We start from the raw sequence: 26,430 nt of genomic DNA, 5'->3' as shown, positions 1-26,430 counted from the left end.
CACGCCATGGCGGTCTACACCGACGTCGCCGCCGACGACCTCGCCGATTTTCTGAGCGCATACGACATCGGCGACCTGCTGTCCTACAAGGGCATCGCCGAGGGCGTCGAGAACTCCAATTTCCTGCTGCATACCTCGCGCGGCAATTTCATCCTGACGTTGTACGAAAAGCGCGTCGCCGAGGATGACCTGCCGTATTTCCTGGCTCTGATGGCGCATCTGGCCGCGCGCGGTGTCAGCTGCCCGCAGCCGGCCAAGACCCGCGACGGCACGATCTGCGGCACGCTGTCGGGCCGGCCTGCGGTGATCATCAATTTCCTCGAAGGCGTCTGGCCGCGCCGTCCCAGCGTCGTGCACTGCGCCGGCGTCGGCGAGGCGCTGGCCCGAATGCATCTGGCCGGCCTCGATTTTCCCCAGCATCGGGACAATCCGCTGTCGGTCGGCGGCTGGCGGCCGCTGTTCGATCTCGCCAAGGCCCGCGCCGACGAGATCCAGCCCGGCCTGCGCGATTTCATCGCCGCCGAGCTCGGCTATCTCGAAGCCTGCTGGCCGCAGCAGCTGCCGACCGGTGTGATCCACGCCGATCTGTTTCCCGATAACGTGTTCTTCATCGGCGACGAGCTGTCCGGGCTGATCGACTTTCCGTTCTCGTGTAACGACATTCTGGCCTACGACGTGGCGATCTGCCTGAACGCCTGGTGCTTCGAGCCGGACCTGTCGTTCAACGCCACCAAGGCCCGGGCGCTGCTCAGCGCGTATCAGCGCGCGCGGCCGCTCAGCGAGGCCGAGCAGGCCGCGCTGCCGCTGCTGGCGCGCGGCGCCGCGCTGCGCTTTCTGCTGACCCGGCTGGTCGATGTCCTGAACGTGCCGGAAGGCGCACTGGTCAAGCCGAAGGACCCGCTGGAATACGTCCGCAAACTGCGCTTCCAGCAAAGTGTTGTCACCATCCGGGATTATGGGGTCGAAGCTGTGGGAGCGGTGGCGTGAGCGAGGCCCTGAGCGAAGCCGGGGACGCCCCCCGCCCGGTGGTGATCCACACCGACGGCGCCTGCTCCGGCAACCCTGGACCCGGGGGGTGGGGGGCCATCCTGAAGTTCGGCGACGTCGAAAAAGAGCTCAAAGGCGGCGAGTCGCCAACGACCAACAATCGCATGGAGCTGCTCGCGGCGATCTCGGCGCTGGAAGCGCTGAAGAAGCCGTGCACGGTGGATCTCTATACCGACAGCCAATACGTCAAGAACGGCATCGGCAGCTGGATTCACAACTGGAAGCGCAACGGCTGGAAGACCGCCGACAAGAAGCCGGTGAAAAACGTCGACCTGTGGCAGCGCCTCGACGCCGCGCTCAAGAGCCACACGATCCGTTGGCACTGGGTCAAAGGCCACGCCGGCCACGCGGAAAATGAGCGAGCCGATCAACTGGCACGGGATGGCTTGGCGGAAAATCGGATGAAGGCGCGGGTGAAGTAATCGCGGGTCTTGTAGGAGACCGCGGCGTCTCCCCAGCAACTAACCGTCATCACCCGCGAATGCGGTTGATCCAGTAATCCAGAGCGTTCATTACTAACAACAAAACTCTCTGCAATACTGGGTCGCCCGGTCAAGCCGGGCGATGACCGCTGAGCGTCATTGCGAGCGAAGCGAAGCAATCCAGAAGCGTCGTGGACGAGGCCGCTGGATTGCTTCGTCGCGGAGCCTGTGCTCGGACGCCGCGAAGCGGCGATCCGAGTGCTCCTCGCAATGACGGGCTTAGGCGTCTGTCAGCTCACAGCTGCCCGAGCAGCGTGTCGCCGCCGGAGACTTCGACCTTGCCGGGGGTCGGCTCGAGGTTGAGAGTCTTCACCACGCCGTCTTCGACCAGCATCGAGTAGCGCAGCGAGCGGGTGCCGAGGCCGAAACCCGAGCCGTCCATTTCCATGCCGATCGCCTTGGTGAACTCGGCATTGCCGTCGGCGAGGAAGATCGCTTCGTCGCGCTGGTCGGTGTCGCGCTTCCAGGCGTTCATCACGAAGGCGTCGTTGACCGAGACGATCGCGATGGTGTCGACGCCCTTGTCCTTGATCGCGTAGGCGTTGAGGAAGATGCTCGGCAGGTGCATCTTGTGGCAGGTTCCGGTGTAAGCGCCGGGCACCGCGAACACTGCGACCTTCTTGCCCTTGAAGATGTCGTCGGTGGTCTTGGTCTGAACTCCGTCCTCGGTCATGACGCGAAACATCGCGCCGGGCACACGGTCGCCAACCTTGATGGTCATCTGCAGTCTCTCCCTGAAAAGATGCGAGTGGTTCTAGCCTGCGGACGGGGCACTGACAATCTTCGGCCGATCGCGAGCGTGCGATGACGCGCATCACAAGCGATCATGCATCGAGATTAGGTGCGCTGCCTCAAATGCAGTCATTCCGGGGCGCTCGCACCTCGCGAGCGAACCCCTAATCGCGATCGGCTTGCACGTCTGGATTCCGGGTTCGCGCTGCGCGCGCCCCGGAATGACGGTGCGAGGCAGGCGTCAGGCCGCTGCCTGGCCCTTCTTCTCGTCGCGCAGTTCGCGGCGCAGGATCTTGCCCACATTGGTCTTGGGCAGCGTGGTGCGGAATTCGATCTTGCGCGGCACCTTGTAGTTCGTCAGCTCGGTGTGACAGAACTTGATGATGTCCTCGGCGGTGACATCGGGGTCCTTCTTGACCACGAACGCCTTGACGGACTCGCCCGTGCGCTGATCGGGAATGCCGATCACCGCGCATTCCAGCACGCCGGGGTGGCTGGCGATCACTTCCTCGACTTCGTTCGGATAGACGTTGAAGCCGGAGACCAGGATCATATCCTTCTTGCGGTCGACGATCTTGGTGAAGCCGTCCGGGGTCATGATGCCGACGTCGCCGGTGCGGAAATATCCGTCGGCGGTCATCACCAGAGCGGTCTCGTCCGGGCGATTCCAATAACCCGACATCACCTGCGGGCCCTTGGCGCAGATTTCGCCGGCGGTGCCGAACGGCACTTCGTTGCCGTCGTCGTCGCGGATCGACAGATAGGTCGACGGCACCGGGATTCCGATGGTGCCGTTGAACTCGGTGACGGTCGCCGGATTGCAGGTCAGCACCGGCGCGGTTTCCGACAGGCCGTAGCCTTCGGCGATCGGGCAGCCGGTCATCTTCAGCCAGGATTCGGCGACCGGACGTTGCACCGCCATGCCGCCGCCGTTCGAGATTTTCAGCTTGGAGAAGTCGAGCTTGTCGAACCCCGGCGAATGCAGCAGGCCGTTGTACAGCGTGTTGACCGCGGGGAAGCTGTTGACCTGATACTTCGACAGTTCCTTGATGAACCCCGGCATGTCGCGCGGGTTCGGGATCAGCAGATTGACGCCGCCGGCGCGCAGGCCGAGCAGGTAGCAGGCCGTCAGCGCGAAGATGTGATACAGCGGCAGCGCGCAGACGATGAACAGCTGATCGACCTTCGGCGGCTTGTCCAGCGCCGGCTGCAGCCAGGCGTCGTTCTGCAGCACGTTGGCGACCACGTTGCTGTGCAGCAGCGTGGCGCCCTTGGACACGCCGGTCGTGCCGCCGGTGTATTGCAGGAAGGCAACGTCGTCCGGGCCGATCACCGGCTTGGTGAGTTTCTGGCCGCGTCCGGCCGCGACAGCGTCGTTGTAGCTGACGGCGCCCGGCAGCGAAAAAGCCGGCACCATCTTCTTGATCTTGCGGACCACCAGATTGACGATGACGCCCTTGAGGCCGAGCAGATCGCCCATCGTGGCGACGACCACGTGCTTGACGGCGGTCTTGCCGATCACCTGGGCGACCGTGCTGGCGAAGTTCTCCAGCACGATGATGGCTTCGGCGCCGGAGTCCTTGAGCTGATGCTCGAGCTCGCGCGGCGTGTACAGCGGGTTGACGTTGACGACCGCGAAGCCGGCGCGCAGCACCGCTGCGATCGCCACCGGATATTGCAGCACGTTCGGCATCATCAGCGCGACGCGCGCGCCCTTCTTCAGACCTTTGCCCTGCAGGTAGGCGCCGAGCGCGACCGACATTTCGTCGAGCTCGCGATAGGTGATGGCCTTGTCCATGCAGATGAAGGCTTTGCGGTCACCGAAGCTCTTGAAGCTTTCCTCGAACAGCTCGACCAGCGAGGGATATCTCGTCACGTCGATGTCTGCCGGCACGCCAGGCGGGTAGTGCTTGAGCCAGATCCGCTCCATGGTGTTTTCCTCACATCGCCGGGGAGCGCTCAGCTCCGCATTGTTGATTGTCGCACACCGTTTGGCCGCGGCGAATTCGTCGAAAGGCGCGCAGGTCAAGGGTCCGATGTCGGACGGAGTATTGAGGGAAGCCGCGGCCGAACGCAAGCTGACGGGCCGCCGCAGAGCGGCCGTCAAGCTCAGTTAACACCGCGGCAGGAGGCGCCGTCGACGCAGGTGTCAGGTGGTCAGGTGTCAGGTGCCCGGCTTGGCCGGCTTGGCTTCGCTGGCCGCATTGGCGGCGGGCTTGGCGGCGGCCTTCGGCTTCGGCTTCGCCGCAGCACTCGGCTTGTCGGCGGCGTCCGGCTTGGCGGCGGAATGTTTGGGGGCTGCAGATTTGGCTGCGGCCGGCTTGGCGGCCGTCTGGGACTTGGCCTTGGGCTTGGCCGTGGTGTCGATCGTCACCGAGGTCCGGCCGTTGGATTTATCGGTCGCGACGGCTTCCTTGGTATCGTCCTTGGACTTGGTGCCCTTTTTCTTCGCGGTCTTTTTCTTCTTGCCTTCGGCTGCCTGCTGCTCGGCCTCCTGCGCGGCGGCTGCGATCAGCGCCGCGCCGGTGCGGGTCGGGCCGGTGTAGACGATCACCGGCTCGGTCGGCGCTGGCGCCGCCGCGATCATGTCGACCGGGCGCAGCACCGGCGGCGAAAACATCGACAGCGCGGTTTCGCCGTTTGCAATCACGCTGGCGACCTGCTCGTCCTCGTCGCTGGCCGGGCGCTTGCGCTTCGGGCCACACATCTCGTCGCGCAGGTTCGGCGGCGTGGCATCGATCGGCGCGAGATTATCGACAGTGCCGAGCGACGGCGTCAGCCATGCCAGCGTGTTGGCCGAGAAGCCGCGCTCCAGCAGCTGCGCGGCCTTGACGGCACGATCCTGGCCGGAATTGGCGCCGAGCACGACCGCGATCAGCCGGCGGCCGTTGCGGGTGGCGCTGGCGACCAAATTGTAGCCCGAGGCGCAGATGAAGCCGGTCTTGAAGCCGTCGGCACCCGGGTAGCGGCCGATCAGCTTGTTGAAATTGTGAGTTACACGTTTGCCGAAGCGGATCGCCGGGATGTGAACGAAGTACTCGTATTCCGGCAGGTCGCGGATCACCGCGCGCGCCAGGATCGCGAGGTCGCGCGCCGATGTCACTTGTTCGTCGGCCGGTAGTCCGTTCGGATTGACGTAGCGCGTCTGGGTCATGCCCAGCCGCTGCGCATTCGCGTTCATCATCTCGGAGAAGCCGTCGATCGAGCCGCCGACGCCTTCGGCCAGCACGACCGCCATGTCGTTGGCCGACTTCACCATCATCATCTTCAGCGCATTGTCGACGGTGATCTGGGTGCCAGGGCGGAAGCCCATCTTCGACGGCGACTGCGCGGCGGCGGTCGGCGAGACCGTCAGCAGGCTGTCGAGTGTCAGCTTGCCTTCCTTCACCGCCTTCAGCGTGACGTAGGCGGTCATGATCTTGGTAACCGACGCCGGGTGCCACGGATAGGTGGCGTTCTCTGCCTGGAGCACCTTGCCGCTGTCGGCCTCGATCAGCAGCAGCGCCTCGGCGGACGCCAGCCGCGGCAACGCCGTCAGGGCGATCAGAGCGGCGACGAACGTCCAGATAATTGGCGATTTGCGAGGCTGCGCGGTGAACAAGTGCACTATCCGATTCCGGTCCTTTGAGATCCGTCCGAAGGACGAGGTCTTTACGGGTTGACGTTCGGGTTTCAGGCGTTGGCCCAGCAGACCCGACCCTATACCGGCTTGTGCTCCTCGAACAGAGCTAGGCCGCGGTTATTCGGGGATGAAAGGGGCCGAAATTCGGCGGTGCTCAGGGCTGCGCGACCGTGTCGCCGGCTGCTGTCGCGACCGCGGCGCGCGCATCCTCCTGCACCATGAACTGTGCCCGCGCGAGCTCAGCGAAATGGCCGCGCTGCGCGACGAGTTCATCGAAAGTTCCGCTTTCGATCACCTTTCCGTTGTCGAATACGAGGATGCGGGTCGCGTGCCGGATGGTCGACAGCCGATGCGCGATCACGAAGGTGGTGCGGCCTTTCATCAGCTCGTCGAGTGCCAGATTGACCTTCGCCTCGGTCACGGCGTCGAGCGCCGAGGTCGCCTCGTCGAGGATCAGGATCGGCGGGTCCTTCAGCAGCGCACGGGCGATGGACAGCCGCTGCCGTTCGCCGCCGGACAGCATCCGGCCGCGCTCGCCCGCATTGGTGTCGAAGCCGCGCTCGCTGCGCTCGATGAACTGCAGCGCCTGGGCACGCTCGGCGGCCTGGCGCAGCTCCGCGTCGGTGGCGTCCGGCTTACCGACCCGCAAATTGTCGGCGATGGTCCGGTTGAACAGCAGCGCCTCCTGAAACACCACGCCGATGTTGCGGCGAAGCCCGGCGAGCGTCAGGCCGCGCACGTCCATGCCGTCGATCTTGACCGTGCCGGATTGCGGATCGAACGCGCGATGCAGCAGCGCGATCGCGGTGGACTTGCCGGCCCCAGTGGCGCCGACCAGCGCGATGGTCTGGCCCGGCAGCGCGGTGAGCGTCAGGTCTTCGACCGCCGGCCGCTTGCCGTCGTAGGAGAACGACACGTTGTCGAACTCGACGAGGCCAGTGAGGCGGCCGGGATCGATCGCGTCGGGCCGGTCGCGCACCGCCGGCACGGCATCGAACACCGTGATGAACTCCTGCAGCCGCGGCGCTTCCATCATCAGCGTGTTGACGAAGCTCACCACCTGCTCGAGCCGCTGGATCAGCAGCGTCGCAAACGACACGAACATCACGATTTCGCCGACGCTGGTGAGGCCCTGCTGATTGAGCCAGATGCCGAGCGCGAAGATCGCCAGCACCGTGATGGTGGTCGAAGCCTTGGTGATCACCGTCACCAGCGCCCACCACGACAGCACCGGCATCTGCGCCGCGAGCAGCTTGTCGGCGACGAAGCGCAGCCCCTGGACCTCGGCGTCGATCCGCACGAAGCTCTGCACCAGCGCGACGTTGCCGAGCGCGTCGGAGGCGCGGGCGGAGAGGTCGCTGTATTGCTCCTCGACCTCGTTCTGCATGCCGTAGGTCTTGCGGACCACGAGCGCGGTCAGCACCGTGAACACGCCGCACAGCACGAACAGCAGCAGCGCCAGCCGCCAGTTGACGTACAGCGACAGCGGCAGCAGCACGAGCAGCGACAGCACCGCGGCGAAGTGCTCGCGGAAGAAGCCGAGCCAGACCCGCCACAGCGCGTCGGTGCCCTGCAGCATCACCTTCATCAGCCGGCCCGAATGCGTCCCGGTATGAAACGTCAGCGGCAGTTGCAGGATGTGTTCGAAATAGCTGGTGAGGATCACCTGTCGCTGGCGATGCGCCAGGCGGTCGGCATTGAGCGCGACGGCGGCGGAGCAGATGATGGTGAACAGGCCGAAAGAGGCCCAGGCGGCGAGCAGGGGCCAGGGCGAGCGCGTCTTGGGAACCAGCGCGCCGGTGGCGAGATTGCCGCTCATCACGTCGACGATGCGGCCGAACAGCACCGGCTCGGCGAATTGCGCGATCGCCAGCAGCAGGTTGGCGACGGCGAGCATCCAGCCGAGCCGCGCCTCCTTGCCGAGCAGCCCGAGCACGCGGGTGTAGAGACGTGGCAATGACATCGACCGCCCCCGAACGATGGAGTCGTAGGATTAGATGATTTGCCGGCAGAGCGAAATGTACGTTGCGAACGAAGCCGTGGGGCGGCGCTGACGGATCGAGTCCGCGCCGCGAGACGCCCGAGGCGATCGAAGGGCGGCATGGTGCCGCAGTTGAGGCCCATCGTTTCGAATCGCGGAGGCCGGTAGGCTGCCCGAGGCTTTGGGAAACGCCGTCACGGCGAGCATTTCATCGATTTTTACCGCCGGCCAACTCGCGGAAATCGAATTGGGATTTCCCCCCAATGCGAGGCCGGACCTTGATCGGCGTCAACGGTCCTTGACGCCCCAAATGACATGGTGACGATGCATTGAACGTTCCAGCAGCCTGACGGGCTCCGGAGCGCGCGTGCTTTCTGTCGTCCCAAGGAGCTCCGCCGGTGAGCGACCTGATCTTCCCGATCAATCCGGGTGCCGCACTCGCCATCCACGTTGCGCTGTCGGCTGGCATGGTCGCTGCGATCATGCTGGTCGCCGCCTGGCTGCGCGAGAAGCGCTCCGGGGCGCGCGCCGACGTGCCTTACGAGGGCGGCGTGCTGCCGGCGGCGCCGCAGCAGGGCCCTGTCAATGCGCCTTACTTCCTGATCGCCGCGCTGTTCGTGATTTTCGACATGGAAGCCGCGATCCTGTTCGCCTGGGCGGTGGCGGCGCGCGACACCGGCTGGCTCGGGCTGATCGAGGCGGCTGTGTTCATCGGCGTGTTGCTGCTGGCGCTGGTCTATCTGTGGGCCGACGGCGCGCTCGACTGGCATAAGGAGCGCAAGCCATGACATTGCAGCCGCCGAATCCGCTTCAGCCGGTCGAGCCCGTCTCGGTCGAAGAACACATGGCGCTGTCGAGCCTGTTCACCACGCTCGAGGATCTCACCGCCTGGTCGCGCAAGCACAGCCTGTGGCCGTTCAACTTCGGCCTGTCGTGTTGCTACGTCGAGCAGGTGACGGCGCTGACGCCGGTCTATGACCAGGCCCGGTTCGGCGCCGAAGTGATCCGCGCCTCGCCGCGGCAGGCGGACCTGCTGGTGGTCTCCGGCACCGTGTTTCACAAGATGGCCGCGCCACTGCTGCGGCTCTACGAGCAGATGCGCGCGCCGCGCTGGGTGATCGCGATGGGCGCCTGCGCCTGTTCGGGCGGCATGTACGACATTTATTCGGTGGTGCAGGGCGTTGACCGCTTCATCCCGGTGGACGTCTACATCCCCGGCTGCCCGCCGCGTCCGGAAGCGATGCTCGATGCGCTGATCATGCTGCAGCAGCAGATCGGCAGCGAGCGGCGCCCGCTCGGCGTCACCGTCGGCAACACCGCCGGGCTCGGCTTCGATGCACCGCGCCGGCGCGATCAGCGCCGCGACGAACGTATGGCGCAGACCCTTCTCGATCCTCCGGAGAAATTGTGAGCACGTCCGAACTCGTCGGCGAGCTCAGCGCGCGGTTTGGAGACGCGGTGCTGGGCGAGCAGATCACGCGCGATAGCTTTCCGACGGTGTGGATCCGGCCGGAAGCGACGATCGAGGTGCATCGATTTCTCAAGCACGAGATCGAGCGTCCGTTCAGGATGCTGGTCGACCTGTGGGCGATCGATGAGACGGCGCGCAAGCATCGCGAGGGGCAGCCGCCGAGCGGCATCACCATCGCCAGCCATCTGCTGTCGCACGACCGCAACGCCGACATCCGGATCAAGACGCCGCTCGACGCGGAGTATCCACGCGCCAAATCGATCGGCAGCGTGTTTGCCAACGCGCTGTGGTACGAGCGCGAAGCCTACGACATGTTCGGCGTCGAGTTCGAGCTGCAGCCGCACTCGAACCGCATCCTGCTGCCGCCCGGATGGGAAGGCCATCCGATGCGCAAGACCCAGCCGGGTCGCGCCACCGAGCGGCCGCTGTTCAACATGACGGCGGCGCTGTTCGACGCCAAGGAGCACGCGCTCGCCGCGGATCCGGAAAAATTCGGGCTGCCGACGCATCGCGACGGCGTCGAGCTGATGATCCTGAATTACGGGCCGCACTCGATGGCGACCCACGGCGTGTTCCGCATCGTGCTGGCGCTCGACGGCGAGGAGATCGTCGCGGCGCGGCCGGATATCGGCTTCCATCACCGCGGCGCCGAGAAGATGGCCGAACGTCAGACCTGGCACAACTTCCTGCCCTATACCGATCGCGTCGATTATCTCGGCGGCGTGATGGGCGAGATGCCCTACTTGCAGGCGGTCGAGAAGGCCTGCGGCATCACCGTGCCGGACCGCGCGCAGACGGTGCGGATCATGCTGTCGGAGATGTTCCGCATCATGAACCATCTGTTGTTCTACGGCACCATGGCGCAGGACACCGGGGCGATGTCGCCGGTGTTCTACATGTTCGTCGATCGCGAGCGCGGCTACCGAGTGATCGAGTCGATCACCGGCGCGCGGATGCACCCCGGTTACTTCCGCATCGGCGGTCTGTCGATGGACCTGCCGGAGGGGTGGGACAAGCTCGTCCGCGAATTCCTCGACTGGATGCCGCCACGACTCGCCGACTACGAAGGCATGGTGTTGCGCAACGAGATCTTTCGCGCGCGTACCAAGGGCGTCGCGGCGTACGACACCGCGATGGCGATGGAGTGGGGCGTCACCGGCCCAGGCCTGCGCGCCACCGGCTATGCCTGGGACGTGCGCAAGGCGCGGCCGTATTCGGGCTTTCAGAATTTCGATTTCGAGATTCCGGTCGGCCACAACGGCGACTGCTTCGATCGCACAATTGTCCGCGTCGAGGAGATCCGGCAGTCGCTGAAGATCATCCGGCAGTGCGTCGACAACATGCCGTCCGGCCCGATCAAGGCCGACCATCCGTCGACCACGCCGCCGCCGCGCGAGCGGATGCTGCATGACATCGAGACCATGATCCATCATTTCGTCGGCGCGAGCTGGGGGCCGGCGCTGCCCGCCGGCGAAACCACCGGGCAGGTCGAGACGGTGCGCGGGCTGACTCAGTTCGCGCTGATTTCCGACGGCGAGCCGTCGAGCTATCGCACCCGCATCCGCACGCCGTCGTTCCCGCATCTGCAGATGATCTCGGCGGTGGCGCCCGGCATGATGGTGGCCGACCTCGTCGCCTATCTCGGCAGCATCGACTACGTAATGTCGGACGTCGACCGATGAGCCTCAGCCCCGCCATCAAGACCGCGATCGCGCAGGCCGCTGCCCATCACGGCGGGCCGAAGGCCGCGATGCTCGAAGCGCTGAAGCTGGTGCAGGAAGCCGAAGGCTGGGTGTCGGACGAGAACCTCGCCGAGGCGGCGCGCACGCTCGGCGTCACCACCGCCGAGATCGAGAGCCTCGCGACGTTCTACAGCCAGATCTTCCGCCGTCCGGTCGGCGACACCGTGATCCTGCTCTGCGACGGCCTCAGCTGCTATCTGTGCGGCGGCGATACCGTGCGCGACGCGGTGATGAGCAGGCTCGGCATCGGTTTCGGCGAGACCACGCCGGACGGCAAATTCACGCTGATCAACATCTGCTGCGTCGGCGGCTGCGACCGCGCGCCGGTGGCGCTGGTTGGTCCCGAGCGCACGCTGGTCGGGCCGCTGACGCCGGACGATCTCGATGCCCTGATCGGCGGCAAGACAATCGGAGTTGCGCGATGAGCGACAAGCCGCTCACCGGCCGCGCGCGTGCCGACCGCAAGCCGCACAGCCTCGCCGTCTGGCGCGGGCTCGGCGGCTACGCGGCGCTCACGCAGGCGCTGAAGCGCCACAGCCCCGAGGCGATCATCGCGATGGTCGAGGCTGCGGGCCTGCGCGGCCGCGGCGGCGCGGGATTCCCGACCGCCAACAAATGGCGCTTCATGCGCAGCGGCGCCGAAAAGGCCGGGCCGGGTCCGCGCTATCTCTGCGTCAACGGCGACGAGACCGAACCGGGTTCGTTCAAGGATCGGCTGCTGATGGAGGCGCTGTCGCATCAGCTGGTCGAGGGCGCGATCATCGCGGCCTATGCGATCGGCGCGACCGAGGTGATCATCCTGGTGCGCGACGAATACAGATCCGCCGCGGCGGCGCTGACCCGCGCGATCGCCGAGGCCGAAGGCGCAGGCCTGCTCGGCCGCGACATCCTCGGCTCGGGCTTCGATCTTGCGATGCGGGTGCACGCCTCTGCCGGTCGCTACATCGTCGGCGAGGAGACGGCGCTGATCGCTGCGCTCGAAGGCGAGCGCCCGGTGCCGCGGCATCGGCCGCCTTATCCGGCGGTCAGCGGGCTGTGGGGCCGGCCGACCACCGTCAACAACGTGGAGACGCTGTCGGCGGTGCCTTCCATTATCGAGAACGGTACGGATTGGTATCAGTCGTTGTCGCGCACGGACGAAGGCGGCACCAAGCTGTACGGCGTTTCCGGCTGCGTGACGCGGCCGCAACTGATCGAAGCGCCGATGGGCACGACCGCGCGCGAACTGATCGAACTGTGCGGCGGCATCCGCAATGGACGCGCACTGCTGGCGTTCCAGCCCGGCGGCGGCGCGACTGCGTTTCTCGAAAGCGCCGATCTCGACGTTCCGCTCGACTTCGCCCACACCAAGAAGGCCGGCAGTTCGCTCGGCACCGGCGCGATGATCGTGCTCGACGATCATGCCTGTCCGGTCGCGGCGATCGGGCGGCACATGCGTTTCTACGCCCGCGAGAGCTGCGGGCTGTGCACGCCCTGCCGTGACGGTTTGCCGTGGGTGGCGAAGCTGCTCGACACGCTCGAAGCCGGCAAGGGCACGCGCCAGGACATCGATCTGCTGCATCAGCACGTCGCGCTGTCCGGCCCCTCGGGCCGCTCCTATTGCGATCTCAACACCGGGGCGCTGACGCCGCTGCGTAGCGGGCTCGAACGCTTCGGCGATATCTTCACTGCCCACCTCGCGGGCCATTGTCCGGTGGGCCGCGCATGACCAAGAAGCTCGACATCGACGGCCGCATCATCGAAGCGAAGGACGGCGAGGATCTGCTGTCGGCGTGCCTCACCCATGGCATCGACGTGCCGTATTTTTGCTGGCACGGCGCGCTCGGCTCGGTCGGCGCGTGCCGGCAATGCGCGGTGAAAGTGTATGACGGCCCCGACGATACCGAAGGCCGCATCGTGATGAGCTGCATGACGCCGGTCGCAGATGTCGAGCGGGTCTCGGTCAGCGATCCGGAAGCCACGGCATTCCGCGCCCAGGTGATCGAATGGCTGATGGTCAACCATCCGCACGATTGCCCGGTGTGCGAGGAGGCCGGCTCCTGCCATCTGCAGGACATGACCATCGCCACCGGTCATCACGACCGCCGTTATCGCTTCGACAAGCGCACCCATCGCAACCAGAATCTCGGCCCGCTGCTCACCCACGAGATGAACCGCTGCATCGCCTGCTATCGCTGCACGCGGTTCTATCGCGACTACGCCGGCGGGCGCGATCTCGACGCGTTCGGGGCGCACAACAACGTGTATTTCGGCCGCGCCGAAGACGGGCCGCTGGACAGCCCGTTCGCCGGCAATCTCGCCGAAGTGTGTCCGACCGGCGTGTTCAACGACAAGGGCTGGTCGCAGGACTACGCCCGCAAATGGGACATGCGGGCGACCCCGTCGGTCTGCCCGCATTGTTCGGTCGGCTGCAACATCCTGGTCGACCAGCGCGGCGGCCGGGTTCGGCGGGTGCAGAACCGCTACCACGGCGCGCTCAACGGCTATTTCATCTGCGATCGCGGCCGCTACGGCCCGCTGCACGTCGTCTCGGATCAGCGGCTGCGCGAACCGTTGCTGAGCGGCGAACCGGCGAGCCTGCACGACGCCTGCGCGGCCGCGCATGCCGCGGTGGCTGAAGGCGCGATCGGCATCGGCTCGCCGCGCGCGTCGCTGGAGGCGAACTACGCGTTGCAGCGGCTGGTCGGGCCGGAGCGGTTCTTCGCTGGCGTGTCGGATGCCGAAGCCGCGATGGTTCGCCGCATCGTTGCGATCCTGCGGGCCGGCCCGGCGAAAATCGCTTCGCTGGCCGACGTCGAACAGGCCGATGCGGTGCTGGTGCTCGGTGAGGATCTGACCAATTCGTCGCCGCGGCTGGCGCTCGCTCTGCGCCAGACCGTGCGCGGCGCGGAGCGCGAGCTCGCCGCGCAGAAGGGCGTGCCGCAATGGCTCGATCCCGCCGTGCGCACCGCGGGTGGAGGCCGCCGCTCGCCCATCGTGCTGGCGACGCCGCTGGCCGATCCGCTCGACGACATCGCCACCCTGTCGCTGCGCCGCGATCCGCAGGGCGTTGCGGCGTTTGGTGCGAACGTTGCGGCTGCCGTTGGCGGCACAACGAGCGCGGATGTCGAGGCGAACCGGGTGGCCGAGATCCTTGCGGTCGCACAGCGTCCGCTGATCATCGCCGGCTGTTCGCTCGGCGCTACCGAGATCGTCGAGGCGGCTGCGGCGTTGGCCACTGCGCTCGGCGCCAAGGCGCGGATCGCGTTGCTGCCGCCGGAAGCCAACAGTATCGGCCTGGCGCTGCTCGGCGGCGACGGCATCGACAGCGCCGCCGCACTGCTGGAGCGCGGCGCCGCCAAAACCGCGATCGTGCTCGAGAGCGATCTGTTCGAGGGCGCCCCGCGCGCCAGTGTCGAGCGGCTGTTTGCTGCGGCCAAAGCCGTGGTCGCACTGGACGCGATGGCGAGCGAAACCACCGCGCGGTCGAGCGTCGCGCTGCCGGTCGCGGCCTTCACCGAATGCACCGGCACCTTCGTCAACTACGAAGGCCGCGCCCAACGCTTCATCGCGGCGCTGCCGCCATCGGACACGGCGCCGGCGTCGTGGCGCCGGCTCGACGCGTTCGGCGCCGGCGATTGGCACAGCCTCGATGCGCTGATCGGCGACCTGATCGTCGAGCGCGCCGATCTCGTCGGTGTTGCTGATGCGGCGCCGGATGCCGACTATATGATGGCTGACGGGCAGGTCACGCGCGCGCCGCGGCCTTATTCGGGCCGCACCGCGGACGACCGCGCCGGCCAGTTCGCCGACGCCGCACCGCCGATCGATCCGGATTCGCCGCTCACCTTCGGCATCAAGGGCGCGCGCGGCACCGCCGTGCCACCGGCGCTGATCACCAGCTACAAGACCTCGGGCCAGCATTCGGCCAACAACGTCACGCGTTTCGTCGAGGAAATCGGCGGCCCGCTGCGCGGCGGCGATCCGGGGGCGATGCTGCTGAAGGCCGGCGAGGCGTCGCTGCACGATGCGGCCGCGCCGGTGCCGGTCGACGGCGACGGGCTTCTGCTGATCCCGCTGCATGACGCCTTCACCGGCTTCGATCTCAGCCGCGCCAGTGCGCTGCTGACCGCACGCCGGCCAGCGCCGCGCGTGCTGCTTCATCCCGACGACGCTGCGCTGCATGGCCTCGTCGCCGGCGCCGCCGTTCTGATCGACGGGCAGCCTTGCTCCGCGACGCTGTCGCTCGATGCGTCGCTGGTGCGCGGCTGCGTCGCCATCAGCGTCGGACTTGTCGTGCCGCGCGGGCCGCTGCGCCGCGTGCGCGTGGAGGGCGCGTCATGATCGGGATGCTGATCACGGCGACGATCTCGGTCGCGCTGATCATGGCGCTGCTGGTGATCGCCGGCACCTTCACCTGGGTGGAGCGGCGGCTGCTCGGCTTCGTGCAGGAGCGCTACGGGCCCAACCGCGTCGGGCCGTTCGGCTCGCTGCAATGGGTCGCCGACACGGTGAAGATCCTCACCAAGGAAGACGTGCCGCCGCCCGGCGCCGACAAGTTCACCTACATCCTGGCGCCTGCGGTCGCGGCGACGCCGGTGCTGATCGGCTTCGGCGTGGTGGCGATCGGCGATGGCGTGGCGCTGGCGCCGGTCGATGTCGGCGTGCTGTTCCTGCTCGGCATGATGGGGCTGACGGCCTACGCCGTGCTGCTCGGCGCCTGGGCCTCGCACAACCGTTTCTCGCTGATGGGCGGCATGCGCGGCGCCGCGCAGATGCTGGCCTACGAGGTGTTCCTCGGGCTCTCCCTGATGGGCGTGGTGATGCTCGCCGGCTCGCTGTCGATGACCGAGATCGTCGAGGCGCAGCGCGGCGTCTGGTTCGTGGTGCTGCAGCCGTTCGGCGCGGCGTTGTTCACCATCGCGGGCGTCGCCGCCGCGCACCGGCTGCCGTTCGACCTGCCGGAATCCGAAAACGATCTCGTCGCCGGCTTCATCACCGAATACACCGGCATGTCGTTCGGCCTGTTCTTCCTCGGTGAGTATCTCGCGGTGCTACTGGTGTCGGCGCTGGCGGTGACGCTGTTCTTCGGCGGCTGGCTCGGACCGTGGCTGCCGGGCCCGGTGTGGTTCGGCCTCAAGACCGCGGTGATCGCCGTCGTATTCGTCTGGCTGCGCGCGACGCTGCCGCGGCCGCGCTACGATCAGTTGCTCGGCTTCGCCTGGAAGATCGCGCTGCCACTGTCGCTGCTCAATCTGCTGCTGACCGGCATCGTCGTGGTGGCGAGGAGCGCGTCATGATCGGATGGCTCGAAGCCCTGCTGCGGGTCGGCCGCAAGCTGTTCGTCAAGCCGGAGACGCAACTCTATCCGGAAGAGAAGCCGCATCTGTATCCGCGCAGCCGCGGCCGCATCGTGCTGACGCGCGATCCCGACGGCCAAGAGCGCTGCGTCGCCTGCAATCTATGCGCGGCGGTGTGTCCGGTCGGCTGCATCGATCTGTCCAAGGCCGTGGCCGAGGACGGCCGTTGGTACCCGGAACATTTCCGCATCAATTTCGCGCGCTGCATCTTCTGCGGCTTCTGCGAGGAGGCGTGCCCGACCGCGGCGATCCAGCTGACGCCGGATTTCGAACTCGGCGAATGGCGCCGCGACGCGCTGGTCTACGAGAAGCACGATCTGCTGATTGCCGGGGAGGGCAAGGTGCGCGGCTATCGCTACTGGTCGGTGGCCGGCAAGGCGATCAACGGCAAGGACAAGGGCGAGGCCGAGCATGAATCCCCGCCGGTCGATCTGAAGGGGCTGCTGCCATGAGCCTCTCGCTCGCGCTCTATGCCGGTGCCTTCGCGCTCGTCTCAGCCGCGCTCGCCGTGACCCGCCCCAACGCGGTGCACGCGCTGCTGTATCTCGTGGTGATGCTGCTGGCGCTCTCGGTGTGCTTCTTCGCGCTCGGCGCGGCGTTCGCGGCGGTGCTGCTGATCATGATCTATGCCGGCGCAATCGTCGTGCTGTTCGTGTTCGTGGTGATGACGCTGCCGACCTCGCCGGAAGCCTCGGCGCGCGAGCGGCTGACGCTGCGCGGGGCGTGGCCGTTGCCGCTGCTGATGTCCGCCCTGGTGGTCGCGCCGTTCGTGTTCGGGCAGTTCGGCATCTCGGCCAACACCGTCGCGGCGCCGGTGTCGGCCCAGGAGGTCGGGCGGCTGCTGTTCGGGCCATGGGCGGTGGCGATCGAGCTGGCCTCGCTGCTGCTGCTCGCCGGCCTGATCGGCGTCCGCCATATCGGCCGCAGCGACCGCGCATCGGGGAAGCGGCCATGACCGGCTCTGAGCTCATCGGCCTGATGATCCTCGCCGCCGGCCTGTTCGCGACCGGCCTGTTCGGCGTGCTGGCGCGCCGCGGCATCATGTTTCAGCTCGTCGCGCTGGAAGTCGCGCTCAGCGGGCCGGCGCTCGCCTTCGTGGCGGCCGGCGCCTATCACGCCGATCCGCAAGGGCAGGGCATGTTCATCCTGGTGCTGACGCTCGCGGCCGCCGAAGTCGCAGTCGGGCTGGCGTTGCTGCTACGCATCCGCCGCACCGCCGGAAGCGACGACAGCGACGCCATCAGCGGCATGAAGGGATGAGCATGGCGCAGCTGCTTCCCTTCGTTCCGGTGCCGGCGCTGCTCGGCTTCCTGGTGTTGGCCTTGCTGCCGATCGCGCTGCCGCGTGCCGCGGTGATCGCCATCGGCGTCGGCGCCGCGGTGCTGCCGGCGATCCTGTTCGCGCCGGTGGCGCTGTCGTGCCTCGATGGCGCCTGCGTGGCGGGCGCGGTGGTGCCGATCCTGTCGATCGACACCGGCGTATTTGTCGCGCAGATCGCGATGTCGCTCGATCCGCTCAGCATGGTCACCGGCGGCACCGTCACCGTCGTGGCGGCGCTGGTGCTGATCTATTCCGGCGCCTACATGGCGTCCGAGCCGGTGCCGGATCTGCGCCGCTTCTTCGCGGTGATGAACCTGTTTCTCGCCGGCATGCTCGCGGTGGTGTTCGCCGCCGACGTCATCCTGCTGTTCCTCGGCTGGGAAACCATCGGCCTGTGCAGCTTCATGCTGATCGCGTTCTACGATCGGCTGCCGAAGGCGGTGTCGGCCGGTCGCAAGGCGCTGATCACCACGCGTATCGCCGACAGCCTGCTGCTCGCCGGCCTGATGATGCTGTTCCTGTCCGCCGGCACCACACGGCTCGACGGCATGCTGGCCGCAGTGCCATCGATCGATCCATGGCGGCTGGCGCCGATCGCCGGCCTGATCGCGCTGGGCGCGCTCGGCAAGTCGGCGCAGATCCCGTTTCACACCTGGCTGCCGAGCGCGATGGCGGGTCCGACGCCGGTGTCAGCGCTGCTGCATTCCGCCACGATGGTCGCCGCCGGCGTGATCCTGCTGGCGCGGCTCGCTCCGCTGTTCGCCGCCGCGCCAGAGATCTCCGCCATGGTGGCGATGCTCGGCATCCTGACCGCTGCGTTCGGCGCGCTGATCGCGGTGATCCAGACCGACGTCAAGAAGCTGCTGGCGTTCTCGACCATGAGCCAGATCGGCTTCATGGTGCTGGCGCTCGGGCTCGGCGCGCCTGCGGTGGCGCTGGCGCATTTTGCCATCCACGCGGCGTTCAAGTCGCTGCTGTTCCTCAGCGCGGGCGTGATGAGCCACGCCTCGGGCGGCTCCACCGCGATCGAGGCGCTCCGCGGCGCGCGCTATCGCCAGCCTTGGGCGTTCTGGGCGTTCTCGATCGGTGCCGCGTCGCTCGCCGGTCTGCCGGTCATCACGGCGGGCTGGTACTCGAAAGAGGCGGTGCTCGCCGCGGTGTGGAGCAGCGGACCGTGGGGCGTGCCGCTGTGGCTGCTCGCCGCGACCGCCGCGATGCTGACCGGCGCCTATGCGTTCCGTGTCGTGTTCGTCGCCGGCAGCCAGTCCGCCGACCTCGCCGCGCCGCCCTGGGGCGGAGCGGCGGTGATGATCCCGCTCGTCGTGCTCACCACGGTCGCGGTCGCCGGCGGCCTGTCGGTCGGTGCGCTGATCGGCTTCGCCGGCGGCACGCCGGATCACATCCCGTTGGTGCCGACGCTGCTCGGCGCCGCGGCACCGATCCTCGGTGTGCTGCTGGCGCGGCAGATCGTGCGGCATCCGCGCGAACTGGAGCGCGTGGCGCAGCGGCTGCGCCATGTCCGCGCCTTCCGGATCGAGATCCTCTATTATTACTACTTCGTCCGCCGCTTCCGCCGCGTCGCCGCGTCGCTCGGCAATGCCGAGGGCACCGAAGCCTTCTCGCGCGCGGCGGAGCTGCGCCGGCAAGGCATCGAGGTGCCGGGGCTGCCGACCGACGATCCGCTGGCCCGAGTCGGCGCCGACGCCGTGCAGCCGGATTTCATCACCCGCGCCACCGAAGGCCAGACGCCGGTGGTGCGCCTGGTCTCCGGCGATCCCGTCGGGCGGATCGTGGTCCTCGCGGCACGGCTGTTCGTCGGCAGCTTCGTCGCGCGCTTCAACCCCGATCGGATCGATCGCGCCTGGATGGGCTTTGCCGGCAGCTTCGGCGTCGCCTGGGCTCAGGCGCGCCGGGCGCAGACCGGCCGGGTCCGCGACCATTCACTCTGGATAGCGCTCGGCTGTGCCGCGCTTCTGTTATTTGCCTGGGGGACATCATGGCGCTGATCGCGCTCATTCTGCTGCCGGCCATCGGCGGCCTCATCGCATTTCTCGTCGCCGGCAAAGGCGAACGCGAGCGCTGGGTCACGATCGCGACCTTTGCGCTGATGCTGGTGCTGCTGGTTGCCATCGTGGCAGGCGCGCCGGAGGGGCGCTGGTACGCCAAGGTCAGCTATCCATGGGTGCCGTCGTTCGGCATCGCGCTCGACTTCGCGCTCGACGGCCTGTCCGCCGCGCTGATCGCGATCGCCGCCGGCCTCGGCATCATTTCGGTGATGGCGTCGTGGACGGAGATCCGCACCCAGTCGGGGCTGTTTCACGCCAGCCTGTGCTGGACGGTGTCGGCCACCGTCGGGGTCTTCATCTCGTTCGACCTCTTGATCTTCGCGTTCTTCTGGGAAGCGATGCTGGTGCCGGCCTTCATGCTGATCGCCGTGTGGGGGCATGGTGACAAGGAAGGCGCGGCGCTGAAATTCCTGATCTTCAACGCGGTCGCCGGCTTCGGTCTGCTCGCGGCGTCGTTCGCGCTGGCGGCAATGTCCGATCACATGACGTTCAGCGCGTTCGAACTCGCCGACATGAAACTCAGCACCAGCACGCAGGTCTGGATGCTGCTCGGCTTCTCGCTCGCCTTCATGGTCAAGCTGTCGGTGCCGCCGTTCCATGCCTGGCTGCCGGAGGCGCACACGCTGGCGCCGACCGCAGGCTCGATCCTGCTCGCCGGCATCCTGCTGAAGACCGGTGCCTACGGCCTGTTCCGCTTCGCCCCGATGCTGTTTCCGGAAGGGCTGGCCGCCGTGGCGCCTTACGGCATCGCGCTCGGCGCCGCCGGCGCGCTGTATGGTGGCCTCGTGGCCTGCGGCCAGAACGACGCCAAGCGGCTGGTCGCCTACACCTCGATTGCCCACATGGCGATCGTGCTGATGGGCATTTCGGCCGGCGTGCACTATGCGGTGGCCGGCGCCGCGGTCGAGATGATCGCGCATTCGTTCTCGGCCTCGGCGCTGTTCCTGCTGATCGGCGCGCTGTATGAGCGCACCCACACCCGCGATCTGCGGCAACTCGGCGGCCTGCAGCAGGTCGCGCCGCGCTTTGCCGCGGCGTTCGCGCTGTTCTGTTCGGCGCTGCTGGCACTGCCCGGCACGGCAAATTTCGTCGGCGAGGCGCTGGTGGTGGTCGGCATCTTCCAGGTCAATTGGGTGTTTGCACTGCTGGCGCTGTCGACGCTGATCGTCTCGGTGATCTATGCGACGCGGCTGCTGAAGGGGCTGGTGTTCGGCCTGCCCAAGCCGGCCGGCCCGCTCGCCGATCTGAGTTGGCGGGAATACGTGCCGGTGGTGGTGATGGGCCTCGCCACGCTGCTGATCGGCCTGTATCCGCAGAGCCTGCTGGCGTTGCTGGAGCCGGCGGTCAAGGCCGCGCTGATCCAGACGCCGTGATCGCCGCGCCATGACCCTCGCCCAATTCGCCGCGCTCTCGCCACTCGTCGTGCTGGCCGTTGCCGCCATCGCGGCGATGATGCTGGTGCCGTTCGCGCGCATCGAAGCCGCGCAGGCTGCGGCGGCCGCCGGCCTTGGTGCGGCTGCCGCGCTGGCTATGCTGCGCATGGGCGCTCCGGCCGCGCCGCTCGGCGCGCTATTCACCGACGATGCGATCGCGCGGTTCGGCATCGTCTACATCTGTCTCGCCTCGCTCGGCGCGCTGGTCTTTCTGCGCACAGGTCATCCGGCCAAGGAGGCGCCGTCGCTGCTGGTGCTGGTGGCGATCGGTGCGGTGACGCTCGCGGGCGCGGGCCATGCGGCGACGCTGTTTCTCGGCATCGAGATCGTCAGCCTGTCGCTGATCGCGCTGTTCGCGTTTCGGCTGTCGCGGCAGGGGCTCGAAGCGGCCTACAAGTTTCTGGTGATGAGCGGGCTCGCCTCGTCGGCGCTGCTGCTCGGCGTCGCGCTCATCTATGCCGAGACCGGCGCGCTGGATTTCGCCGGCTGGACCGGCCACGGCACGCTGGCGGCGCTCGGCACCGCGCTGCTGCTCGCCGGCCTCGGCTTCAAGTTCTCGCTGGCGCCGTTTCACATGTGGACGCCCGACGCCTTCGAAGCGTCGCCCGCGAGCGCGGCGGCATTGGCCGGCGTCGTGTCGAAAGCCGCGATCGCGATCGTGATCCTGCGACTGGTGCAGACCGCGCATCTGCCCGAGCCGGTGTGGAGCAGCGGTCTCGCGGCGCTCGGCGCCGCCTCGGTGCTGGTCGGCAATCTGCTCGCGCTGCGCCAGCCGCAATTGCCGCGGATGATCGGCTACTCGACCATCGCGCATTCCGGCTACGTCGCGCTGATCCTGGCGTCGGGCTCGCCGCTGGCCGGCGAGGCGGTGCTGTTCTATCTCGGCGTCTATGCGCCGGCGATGCTCGCTGCGCTGTGCGTCGCCGGCCTGCTCGGCCGCGCCCCGACGCTGCCGGACCTGCACGGGCTGGTGAAGCGGCGGCCGCTGGAAGCGATCGCGCTGTCGCTGTCGATGCTGTCGCTCGCCGGCCTGCCGGCGGCGGGCGGCTTCATCGCCAAGCTGTATCTGCTGCGGGTGCTGATCGACGGTGGGCTGTGGACGCTGCTGGCGATCGTCGTCGCCGGCTCGTCGCTGGGCTTCTTTTACTACGCGAAGTTCTTCACCGCGCCGATGATCGGACAAAGCCACCTGCAAGCCGAGCCGATCCCCGCGCTCGATCGCGGTCTGCTTATCGTGTGCTGTGTGCTGATCGTTTTGTTCGGTGTCGCCCCCATGACGCTGATGGCGCTACTACCCACGACAACCCCGTAGGGTGGGCGAAGCGCAGCGCAGCCCGCGCGTCGAACTCACGCGTGGCCCGAACTGAACGCGTGGGCACGGCGCTACGCGCCTTTGCCCACCCTAAAGACTGATTGTTTTATGGCGCTACTACCCACGACAACCCCGTAGGGTGGGCGGAACGAAGCGCAGCCCACGCGTCGAACTCACGCGTGGGTCCGTACCAACGCGTGGGCACAGCGCTACGCGCCTTTGCCCACCCTACAGACTGATTTTTTTATGGCGCTACTACCCACGACAACCCCGTAGGGTGGGCGAAGCGCAGCGCAGCCCACGCGTCGAACTCACGCGTGGCCCGAACTGAACGCGTGGGCACGGCGCTACGCGCCTTTGCCCACCCTACAGACTGATTGTTTTATGGCGCTGCTACCCGCACCAAGCCCGTAGGGTGGGCGGAGCGCAGCGCAGCCCACGCGTCGAACTCACGCGTGGCCCGAACTGAACGCGTGGGCACAGCGCTGCGCGCCTTTGCCCACCCTACGAGGGATCATCAGTTAACGGATCTGGCGCCGGCATCCATCATCGCGGCCTTGATGACGCTGGAATCGCCGCCGGCCACCGAGACTTCGATCACGTCGTTCAATTCCGGATCGCCGTGCTTCTCCTCGCCCGGATGGCCGCTCTGCGTGTCGGCGCCAGCGGCTTTGGTGCCGGCGCTGTTGTCGCGGCCGCGCGCCTGCACGGCGACCTGCTTACGATCGACGCCGTGTTCCTGCACCAGGCGTTCGACCGCCAGTTCGGCGGCACGTCGGGTGGAAAACTCGCCGGTGATTTTCTGCTGCATGTCGCCTCCGGATTGCCGTTTGCATGTTGTCGAGCGACAACCGGAGGCGGGCAGCGAGGTTCCGTTACGCGGCTCTGGCGAGGCGTCCGGCCGCAAGGCCGCGTTCCAGATCGACGAGGATATCGTCGATATGTTCGAGGCCGATCGACAGGCGCACATAGCCGTCCGACACGCCGGTCGCGAGTTGGTCTTCGGCCGACAATTGCGAGTGTGTGGTCGTGGCCGGATGAATCGCCAGGCTGCGGGCGTCGCCGATGTTGGCGACGTGATACAAAAGCTGCAGCGCGTCGATGAACTTGCGGCCGGCGTCGAGACCGCCGGCGAGTTCGAAGCCGACCAGGCCGCCGAACTTGCCCTTGAGATATTTGTCGGCGCGTTCGCGGGCAACGCCGGTCTGCTTCGACGGGTGGATCACCTTGGTGACCTCCGGCCGCTTTTCCAGATAGTCGGCGACCTCCTGGGCGTTCTGCACGTGGCGCTCGATCCGCAGCGGCAGCGTCTCCAGTCCCTGCAGAATCTGGAAGGCGTTGAACGGCGACAGCGCTGCGCCGAGATCACGCAGCAGCGTGGTGCGGGCCTTGATGATGTAGGCGATCGGCCCGAGCGGCTTCACCGCCTCGACCCAGACGGCGCCGTGATAGCTGGCGTCGGGTGTGTTCAACGCGGGCTGGCGCTGCGGGAATTTCTCCCAGTCGAAATTGCCGCCGTCGACGATCAGGCCGCCGATCGAGGTGCCGTGGCCGCCGAGATATTTGGTCGCCGAGTAGACCACGACCGCCGCGCCGTGCTCGAGCGGCTTCACCAGCAGCGGCGCTGCGGTGTTGTCGACGATCAGCGGAATGCCGTGCTTGCGGCCGATCTCAGCGACCTCGGCGATCGGAAACACCGCCAGCTTCGGATTCGGCAATGTCTCGGCGTAGTAGGCGCGGGTGCGATCGTCGGTGGCGCGCTCGAACGCTTCCGGATCGGACGGATCGACGAAGCGCACCTCGATGCCCTGGTCCTTCAGCGTGTTGGCGAACAGATTCCATGTGCCGCCATAGAGGTCCGTCGAACTGACCACGTTGTCGCCGGCGCGGGCGAGATTTTGCAGCGACAGCGCGGAGGCGGCCTGGCCGGATGCGACAGCGAGCGCCGCGACGCCGCCTTCGAGCGCGGCGACGCGCTTCTCCAGCACGTCGGTCGTCGGGTTGCCGATGCGGGTGTAGATGTTGCCGAGCTCCTTCAGCGCGAACAGGTTCGCGGCGTGCTCGGTGTTGTTGAATTGATACGAGGTGGTCTGGAAAATCGGCACCGCGACCGAGCCGGTCGTCGGATCGGCGCGCCAGCCGGCGTGCAGTGCCAGAGTCTCGGGATGAAGCTTATCGGTCATGACAAAATCCTGCGACGGTGATGGCGAAGCGCTGCAGCGTCTCTGCACAGAGGTTCGCCGGGACGCCCATCAGGTCGGGCAGGGGTGGCCAAGTCAATCAAGCCGAAGAAATAAAAATCTCCGAACTGAACAAATGCACGCTGCGATGCGTTCTTTCTCCGACGAAATGGATTATTGAGAGAAAAATTTTTCGACTTCTTAGGGTGGGCAAAGGCGCGTAGCGCCGTGCCCACGCGGGCTCGTCCGCGCGGCGCGTGGGCTTCGCTCCGCTCCGCCCACCCTACGAGCTACAAGCTCATCTCACGCGTCCAACTACCCAAAACGAAGAGTGCCGACCCGTGAGGGCCGGCACTCTTGATCCAATCCGATCGAGGAGGGGCGTTATGCGTCGAGATTGCGGAGCTGCTGGCGGTTGCGCAGCTCGATCTGACGGGCGCCGGAGAAGCCGAGGATGCCCTGGCTCTGCAGCTGCGACAGCGCGCGCGACACGGTCTCGAGGGTCAGGCCGAGATAGTCGCCGATGTCGCGGCGGCACATCGGCAGCGCCATCATGCCGGCGACCGCGAGGCGGCGATCCATTTCGAGCAGGAAGTTGGCGACCCGCTCCATCGCGTTCTTGCGGCCGAGCAGCAGCATGTGATCTTCGGCGTGGCGCAGTTCGCCGGCGGTCATCGACCACAGGCTGCGGGCGACGTGGACGTCGGTCCCGGCGGCCTGTTCCAGGCTGCGGCGCTTCAGCAGGCGAACGGTGGTGTCGACGATGGCTTCGGCGGTGAGGCGATGGGTCGGTCCCGACTCCAGCCCGAACACGTCACCGGGGAGATAGAAGGCGCCGATCTGGCGGCGGCCATCGGAGAGCAGCTTGTAGCTGCGGACGGCGCCGGACACGACCTGGTAGACGTACTCGGACGGCTCGTCCTCGCCGTAGATCTCCTCTTCCTTCTTGTAGGTGAATTCAGAGGCGATCAGTCCGGCATGACCGGTGGTTGCAAAGAACTGATCAGCCGGGGTGCGAGAAGGGTCAACCGGAGCCTTGGCGACGGTCGGGGCCCTGAGCGACTGGTTCAGCATCTTGCCATCTCCTGCGGGTATCGGGATCGGATGGCGGTGTTTTAGTGAAGAACTCCGAGGCCGAATATTTCGCCCCTTATCTTAGGGTGGGTTCCCTAAGGGGTTTTACGGAGCTCGCCGTCGCTCGGCCTCCGGTGCGTCCAGGCATAATTCAATGAATTCAGAGGTTTGGGGAATCAGGCGATTTGAGTGCAAATCGACGGTTCGGCATTCTGGAGCGCGCCACGGATGTGAAGCGCGAGGCTTTCTTCCAGATGCGGCTTCAGCACCACGCACTGGACACCGACGGCGGCAGCGCGGATGGAGATGCTCTCATCCGGGTAGCCGGTTATCATCAGCACCGGGCTTTTGATCTTCAGGTCCTGCAACCGTTGCGCGAGATCGACGCCGTTCATGCCCGGCATCTTGTAGTCGATCACGATGCAATCAGCGCGCCCGTCGTCCAAAGAATCGAGCAGGGCGGGGCCACTGCGAAAAGTACGAACCTCGAAGCCGTCGGTTTCCAGCAGGAACCGCAGCGATCCGAGCACGCCCTGATCGTCGTCAACGACGCAAACAACAATTTTTGCGGGCGCGCAGCTCATCATTTGCTCCTACGCACCCGGCCCGGCTGCAGTTCCTTCATGTGT

At 66.9% G+C, this 26,430-nt stretch carries 23 protein-coding genes; 15 read left to right on the top strand and 8 right to left on the bottom strand.

All coding sequences use genetic code 11. The features are described 5' to 3' along the window. Positions 1 to 6: 6 nt before the first annotated feature. Together LPW26_RS10720 and rnhA are read left to right on the top strand one after the other, a co-directional pair. Positions 7 to 987, top strand: coding sequence for a homoserine kinase (locus tag LPW26_RS10720; protein ID WP_238735025.1), 981 nt, complete (start codon positions 7 to 9; stop codon positions 985 to 987). Beyond that, complete coding sequence (gene rnhA, locus LPW26_RS10715) at positions 984 to 1,469, top strand: ribonuclease HI (RefSeq protein WP_406677372.1); 486 nt, start codon at positions 984 to 986, stop codon at positions 1,467 to 1,469. The genes LPW26_RS10720 and rnhA overlap by 4 nt, the downstream gene beginning before the upstream one ends. A 295-nt stretch (positions 1,470 to 1,764) precedes the next feature. Here the strand turns inward: rnhA and LPW26_RS10710 are convergent, their stop codons facing one another. The 4 genes from LPW26_RS10710 to LPW26_RS10695 all read right to left on the bottom strand — a co-directional run bounded on the left by LPW26_RS10710 (position 1,765) and on the right by LPW26_RS10695 (position 7,846). Beyond that, entirely contained in the window at positions 1,765 to 2,250 is a 486-nt protein-coding gene (locus LPW26_RS10710) for a peroxiredoxin (protein WP_238735023.1), read from the bottom strand. Positions 2,251 to 2,502: 252 nt separating this feature from the next. Next, complete coding sequence (locus tag LPW26_RS10705) at positions 2,503 to 4,191, bottom strand: long-chain fatty acid--CoA ligase (RefSeq protein ID WP_238735021.1); 1,689 nt, start codon at positions 4,189 to 4,191, stop codon at positions 2,503 to 2,505. 234 nt (positions 4,192 to 4,425) lie between these two features. Beyond that, positions 4,426 to 5,868 (bottom strand): D-alanyl-D-alanine carboxypeptidase family protein, encoded by a 1,443-nt coding sequence (locus LPW26_RS10700; RefSeq protein WP_238735019.1) that lies wholly within the window; start codon positions 5,866 to 5,868, stop codon positions 4,426 to 4,428. Positions 5,869 to 6,037: 169 nt separating this feature from the next. Further along, entirely contained in the window at positions 6,038 to 7,846 is a 1,809-nt protein-coding gene (locus LPW26_RS10695) for a glucan ABC transporter ATP-binding protein/ permease (protein ID WP_238735018.1), read from the bottom strand. Between the two features lie 416 nt (positions 7,847 to 8,262). Here LPW26_RS10695 and LPW26_RS10690 point away from each other — a divergent pair, with 416 nt between their 5' ends. The 13 genes from LPW26_RS10690 to LPW26_RS10630 are packed head-to-tail and all read left to right on the top strand — an operon-like array spanning position 8,263 to position 22,547. Continuing rightward, complete coding sequence (locus LPW26_RS10690; protein ID WP_238735016.1) at positions 8,263 to 8,652, top strand: NADH-quinone oxidoreductase subunit A; 390 nt, start codon at positions 8,263 to 8,265, stop codon at positions 8,650 to 8,652. Further along, positions 8,649 to 9,275 (top strand): NuoB/complex I 20 kDa subunit family protein, encoded by a 627-nt coding sequence (locus tag LPW26_RS10685; RefSeq protein ID WP_238735014.1) that lies wholly within the window; start codon positions 8,649 to 8,651, stop codon positions 9,273 to 9,275. Before LPW26_RS10690 ends, LPW26_RS10685 begins: the two co-directional genes overlap by 4 nt. Then, positions 9,272 to 11,017, top strand: a complete 1,746-nt coding sequence (nuoC, locus tag LPW26_RS10680; protein WP_238735013.1) for an NADH-quinone oxidoreductase subunit C/D — start codon at positions 9,272 to 9,274, stop codon at positions 11,015 to 11,017. The genes LPW26_RS10685 and nuoC overlap by 4 nt, the downstream gene beginning before the upstream one ends. Next, positions 11,014 to 11,502, top strand: a complete 489-nt coding sequence (gene nuoE / locus LPW26_RS10675) for an NADH-quinone oxidoreductase subunit NuoE (RefSeq protein ID WP_238735012.1) — start codon at positions 11,014 to 11,016, stop codon at positions 11,500 to 11,502. The genes nuoC and nuoE overlap by 4 nt, the downstream gene beginning before the upstream one ends. Beyond that, the gene (locus LPW26_RS10670) at positions 11,499 to 12,785 is read left to right on the top strand and encodes a complex I 51 kDa subunit family protein (protein WP_238735011.1); all 1,287 of its coding nucleotides are present in this window, start codon (positions 11,499 to 11,501) and stop codon (positions 12,783 to 12,785) included. The genes nuoE and LPW26_RS10670 overlap by 4 nt, the downstream gene beginning before the upstream one ends. Next, a complete protein-coding gene (nuoG, locus tag LPW26_RS10665; protein ID WP_238735010.1) occupies positions 12,782 to 15,400 on the top strand; it encodes an NADH-quinone oxidoreductase subunit NuoG in 2,619 nt (872 codons plus the stop codon). Before LPW26_RS10670 ends, nuoG begins: the two co-directional genes overlap by 4 nt. Further along, positions 15,397 to 16,356, top strand: coding sequence for an NADH-quinone oxidoreductase subunit NuoH (nuoH, locus tag LPW26_RS10660; protein ID WP_238735009.1), 960 nt, complete (start codon positions 15,397 to 15,399; stop codon positions 16,354 to 16,356). Before nuoG ends, nuoH begins: the two co-directional genes overlap by 4 nt. Continuing rightward, positions 16,353 to 16,868: an NADH-quinone oxidoreductase subunit NuoI gene (gene nuoI / locus LPW26_RS10655; protein ID WP_238735008.1), complete on the top strand. Its 516-nt coding sequence runs from the start codon at positions 16,353 to 16,355 to the stop codon at positions 16,866 to 16,868. The genes nuoH and nuoI overlap by 4 nt, the downstream gene beginning before the upstream one ends. Then, complete coding sequence (locus LPW26_RS10650; protein ID WP_238735007.1) at positions 16,865 to 17,371, top strand: NADH-quinone oxidoreductase subunit J family protein; 507 nt, start codon at positions 16,865 to 16,867, stop codon at positions 17,369 to 17,371. Before nuoI ends, LPW26_RS10650 begins: the two co-directional genes overlap by 4 nt. Next, entirely contained in the window at positions 17,368 to 17,676 is a 309-nt protein-coding gene (gene nuoK, locus LPW26_RS10645) for an NADH-quinone oxidoreductase subunit NuoK (RefSeq protein WP_238735006.1), read from the top strand. Before LPW26_RS10650 ends, nuoK begins: the two co-directional genes overlap by 4 nt. A gap of 2 nt (positions 17,677 to 17,678) precedes the next feature. Next, a complete protein-coding gene (locus LPW26_RS10640; RefSeq protein WP_238735005.1) occupies positions 17,679 to 19,742 on the top strand; it encodes an NADH-quinone oxidoreductase subunit 5 family protein in 2,064 nt (687 codons plus the stop codon). Continuing rightward, on the top strand, positions 19,733 to 21,175 hold the full coding sequence (locus LPW26_RS10635; RefSeq protein WP_238735003.1) for a complex I subunit 4 family protein: 1,443 nt from the start codon (positions 19,733 to 19,735) through the stop codon (positions 21,173 to 21,175). The genes LPW26_RS10640 and LPW26_RS10635 overlap by 10 nt, the downstream gene beginning before the upstream one ends. A gap of 10 nt (positions 21,176 to 21,185) precedes the next feature. After that, positions 21,186 to 22,547 carry an NADH-quinone oxidoreductase subunit N gene (locus LPW26_RS10630; protein ID WP_238735001.1) on the top strand — a complete coding sequence of 454 codons (1,362 nt, stop codon included), beginning with the start codon at positions 21,186 to 21,188 and terminating at the stop codon, positions 22,545 to 22,547. Between the two features lie 517 nt (positions 22,548 to 23,064). Here the strand turns inward: LPW26_RS10630 and LPW26_RS10625 are convergent. From LPW26_RS10625 to LPW26_RS10610, 4 genes are all read right to left on the bottom strand, one after another. After that, entirely contained in the window at positions 23,065 to 23,358 is a 294-nt protein-coding gene (locus tag LPW26_RS10625) for a hypothetical protein (RefSeq protein ID WP_238734999.1), read from the bottom strand. Between the two features lie 64 nt (positions 23,359 to 23,422). Further along, positions 23,423 to 24,730 (bottom strand): O-acetylhomoserine aminocarboxypropyltransferase/cysteine synthase family protein, encoded by a 1,308-nt coding sequence (locus LPW26_RS10620; RefSeq protein ID WP_238734998.1) that lies wholly within the window; start codon positions 24,728 to 24,730, stop codon positions 23,423 to 23,425. Positions 24,731 to 25,111: 381 nt separating this feature from the next. Beyond that, positions 25,112 to 25,801, bottom strand: a complete 690-nt coding sequence (locus LPW26_RS10615; RefSeq protein WP_238734996.1) for a helix-turn-helix domain-containing protein — start codon at positions 25,799 to 25,801, stop codon at positions 25,112 to 25,114. Positions 25,802 to 25,977: 176 nt separating this feature from the next. Next, positions 25,978 to 26,385 carry a response regulator gene (locus tag LPW26_RS10610; RefSeq protein ID WP_238734994.1) on the bottom strand — a complete coding sequence of 136 codons (408 nt, stop codon included), beginning with the start codon at positions 26,383 to 26,385 and terminating at the stop codon, positions 25,978 to 25,980. Positions 26,386 to 26,430: the final 45 nt, after the last annotated feature.

Origin of the sequence: Rhodopseudomonas infernalis, from assembly GCF_022271405.1 — a bacterium.
Classification (GTDB): Bacteria; Pseudomonadota; Alphaproteobacteria; order Rhizobiales; family Xanthobacteraceae; genus Rhodopseudomonas; species Rhodopseudomonas infernalis.
The sequence above is the reverse complement of the archived record's forward strand: the minus strand, read 5'-3'. Positions and strand labels throughout refer to the sequence as shown.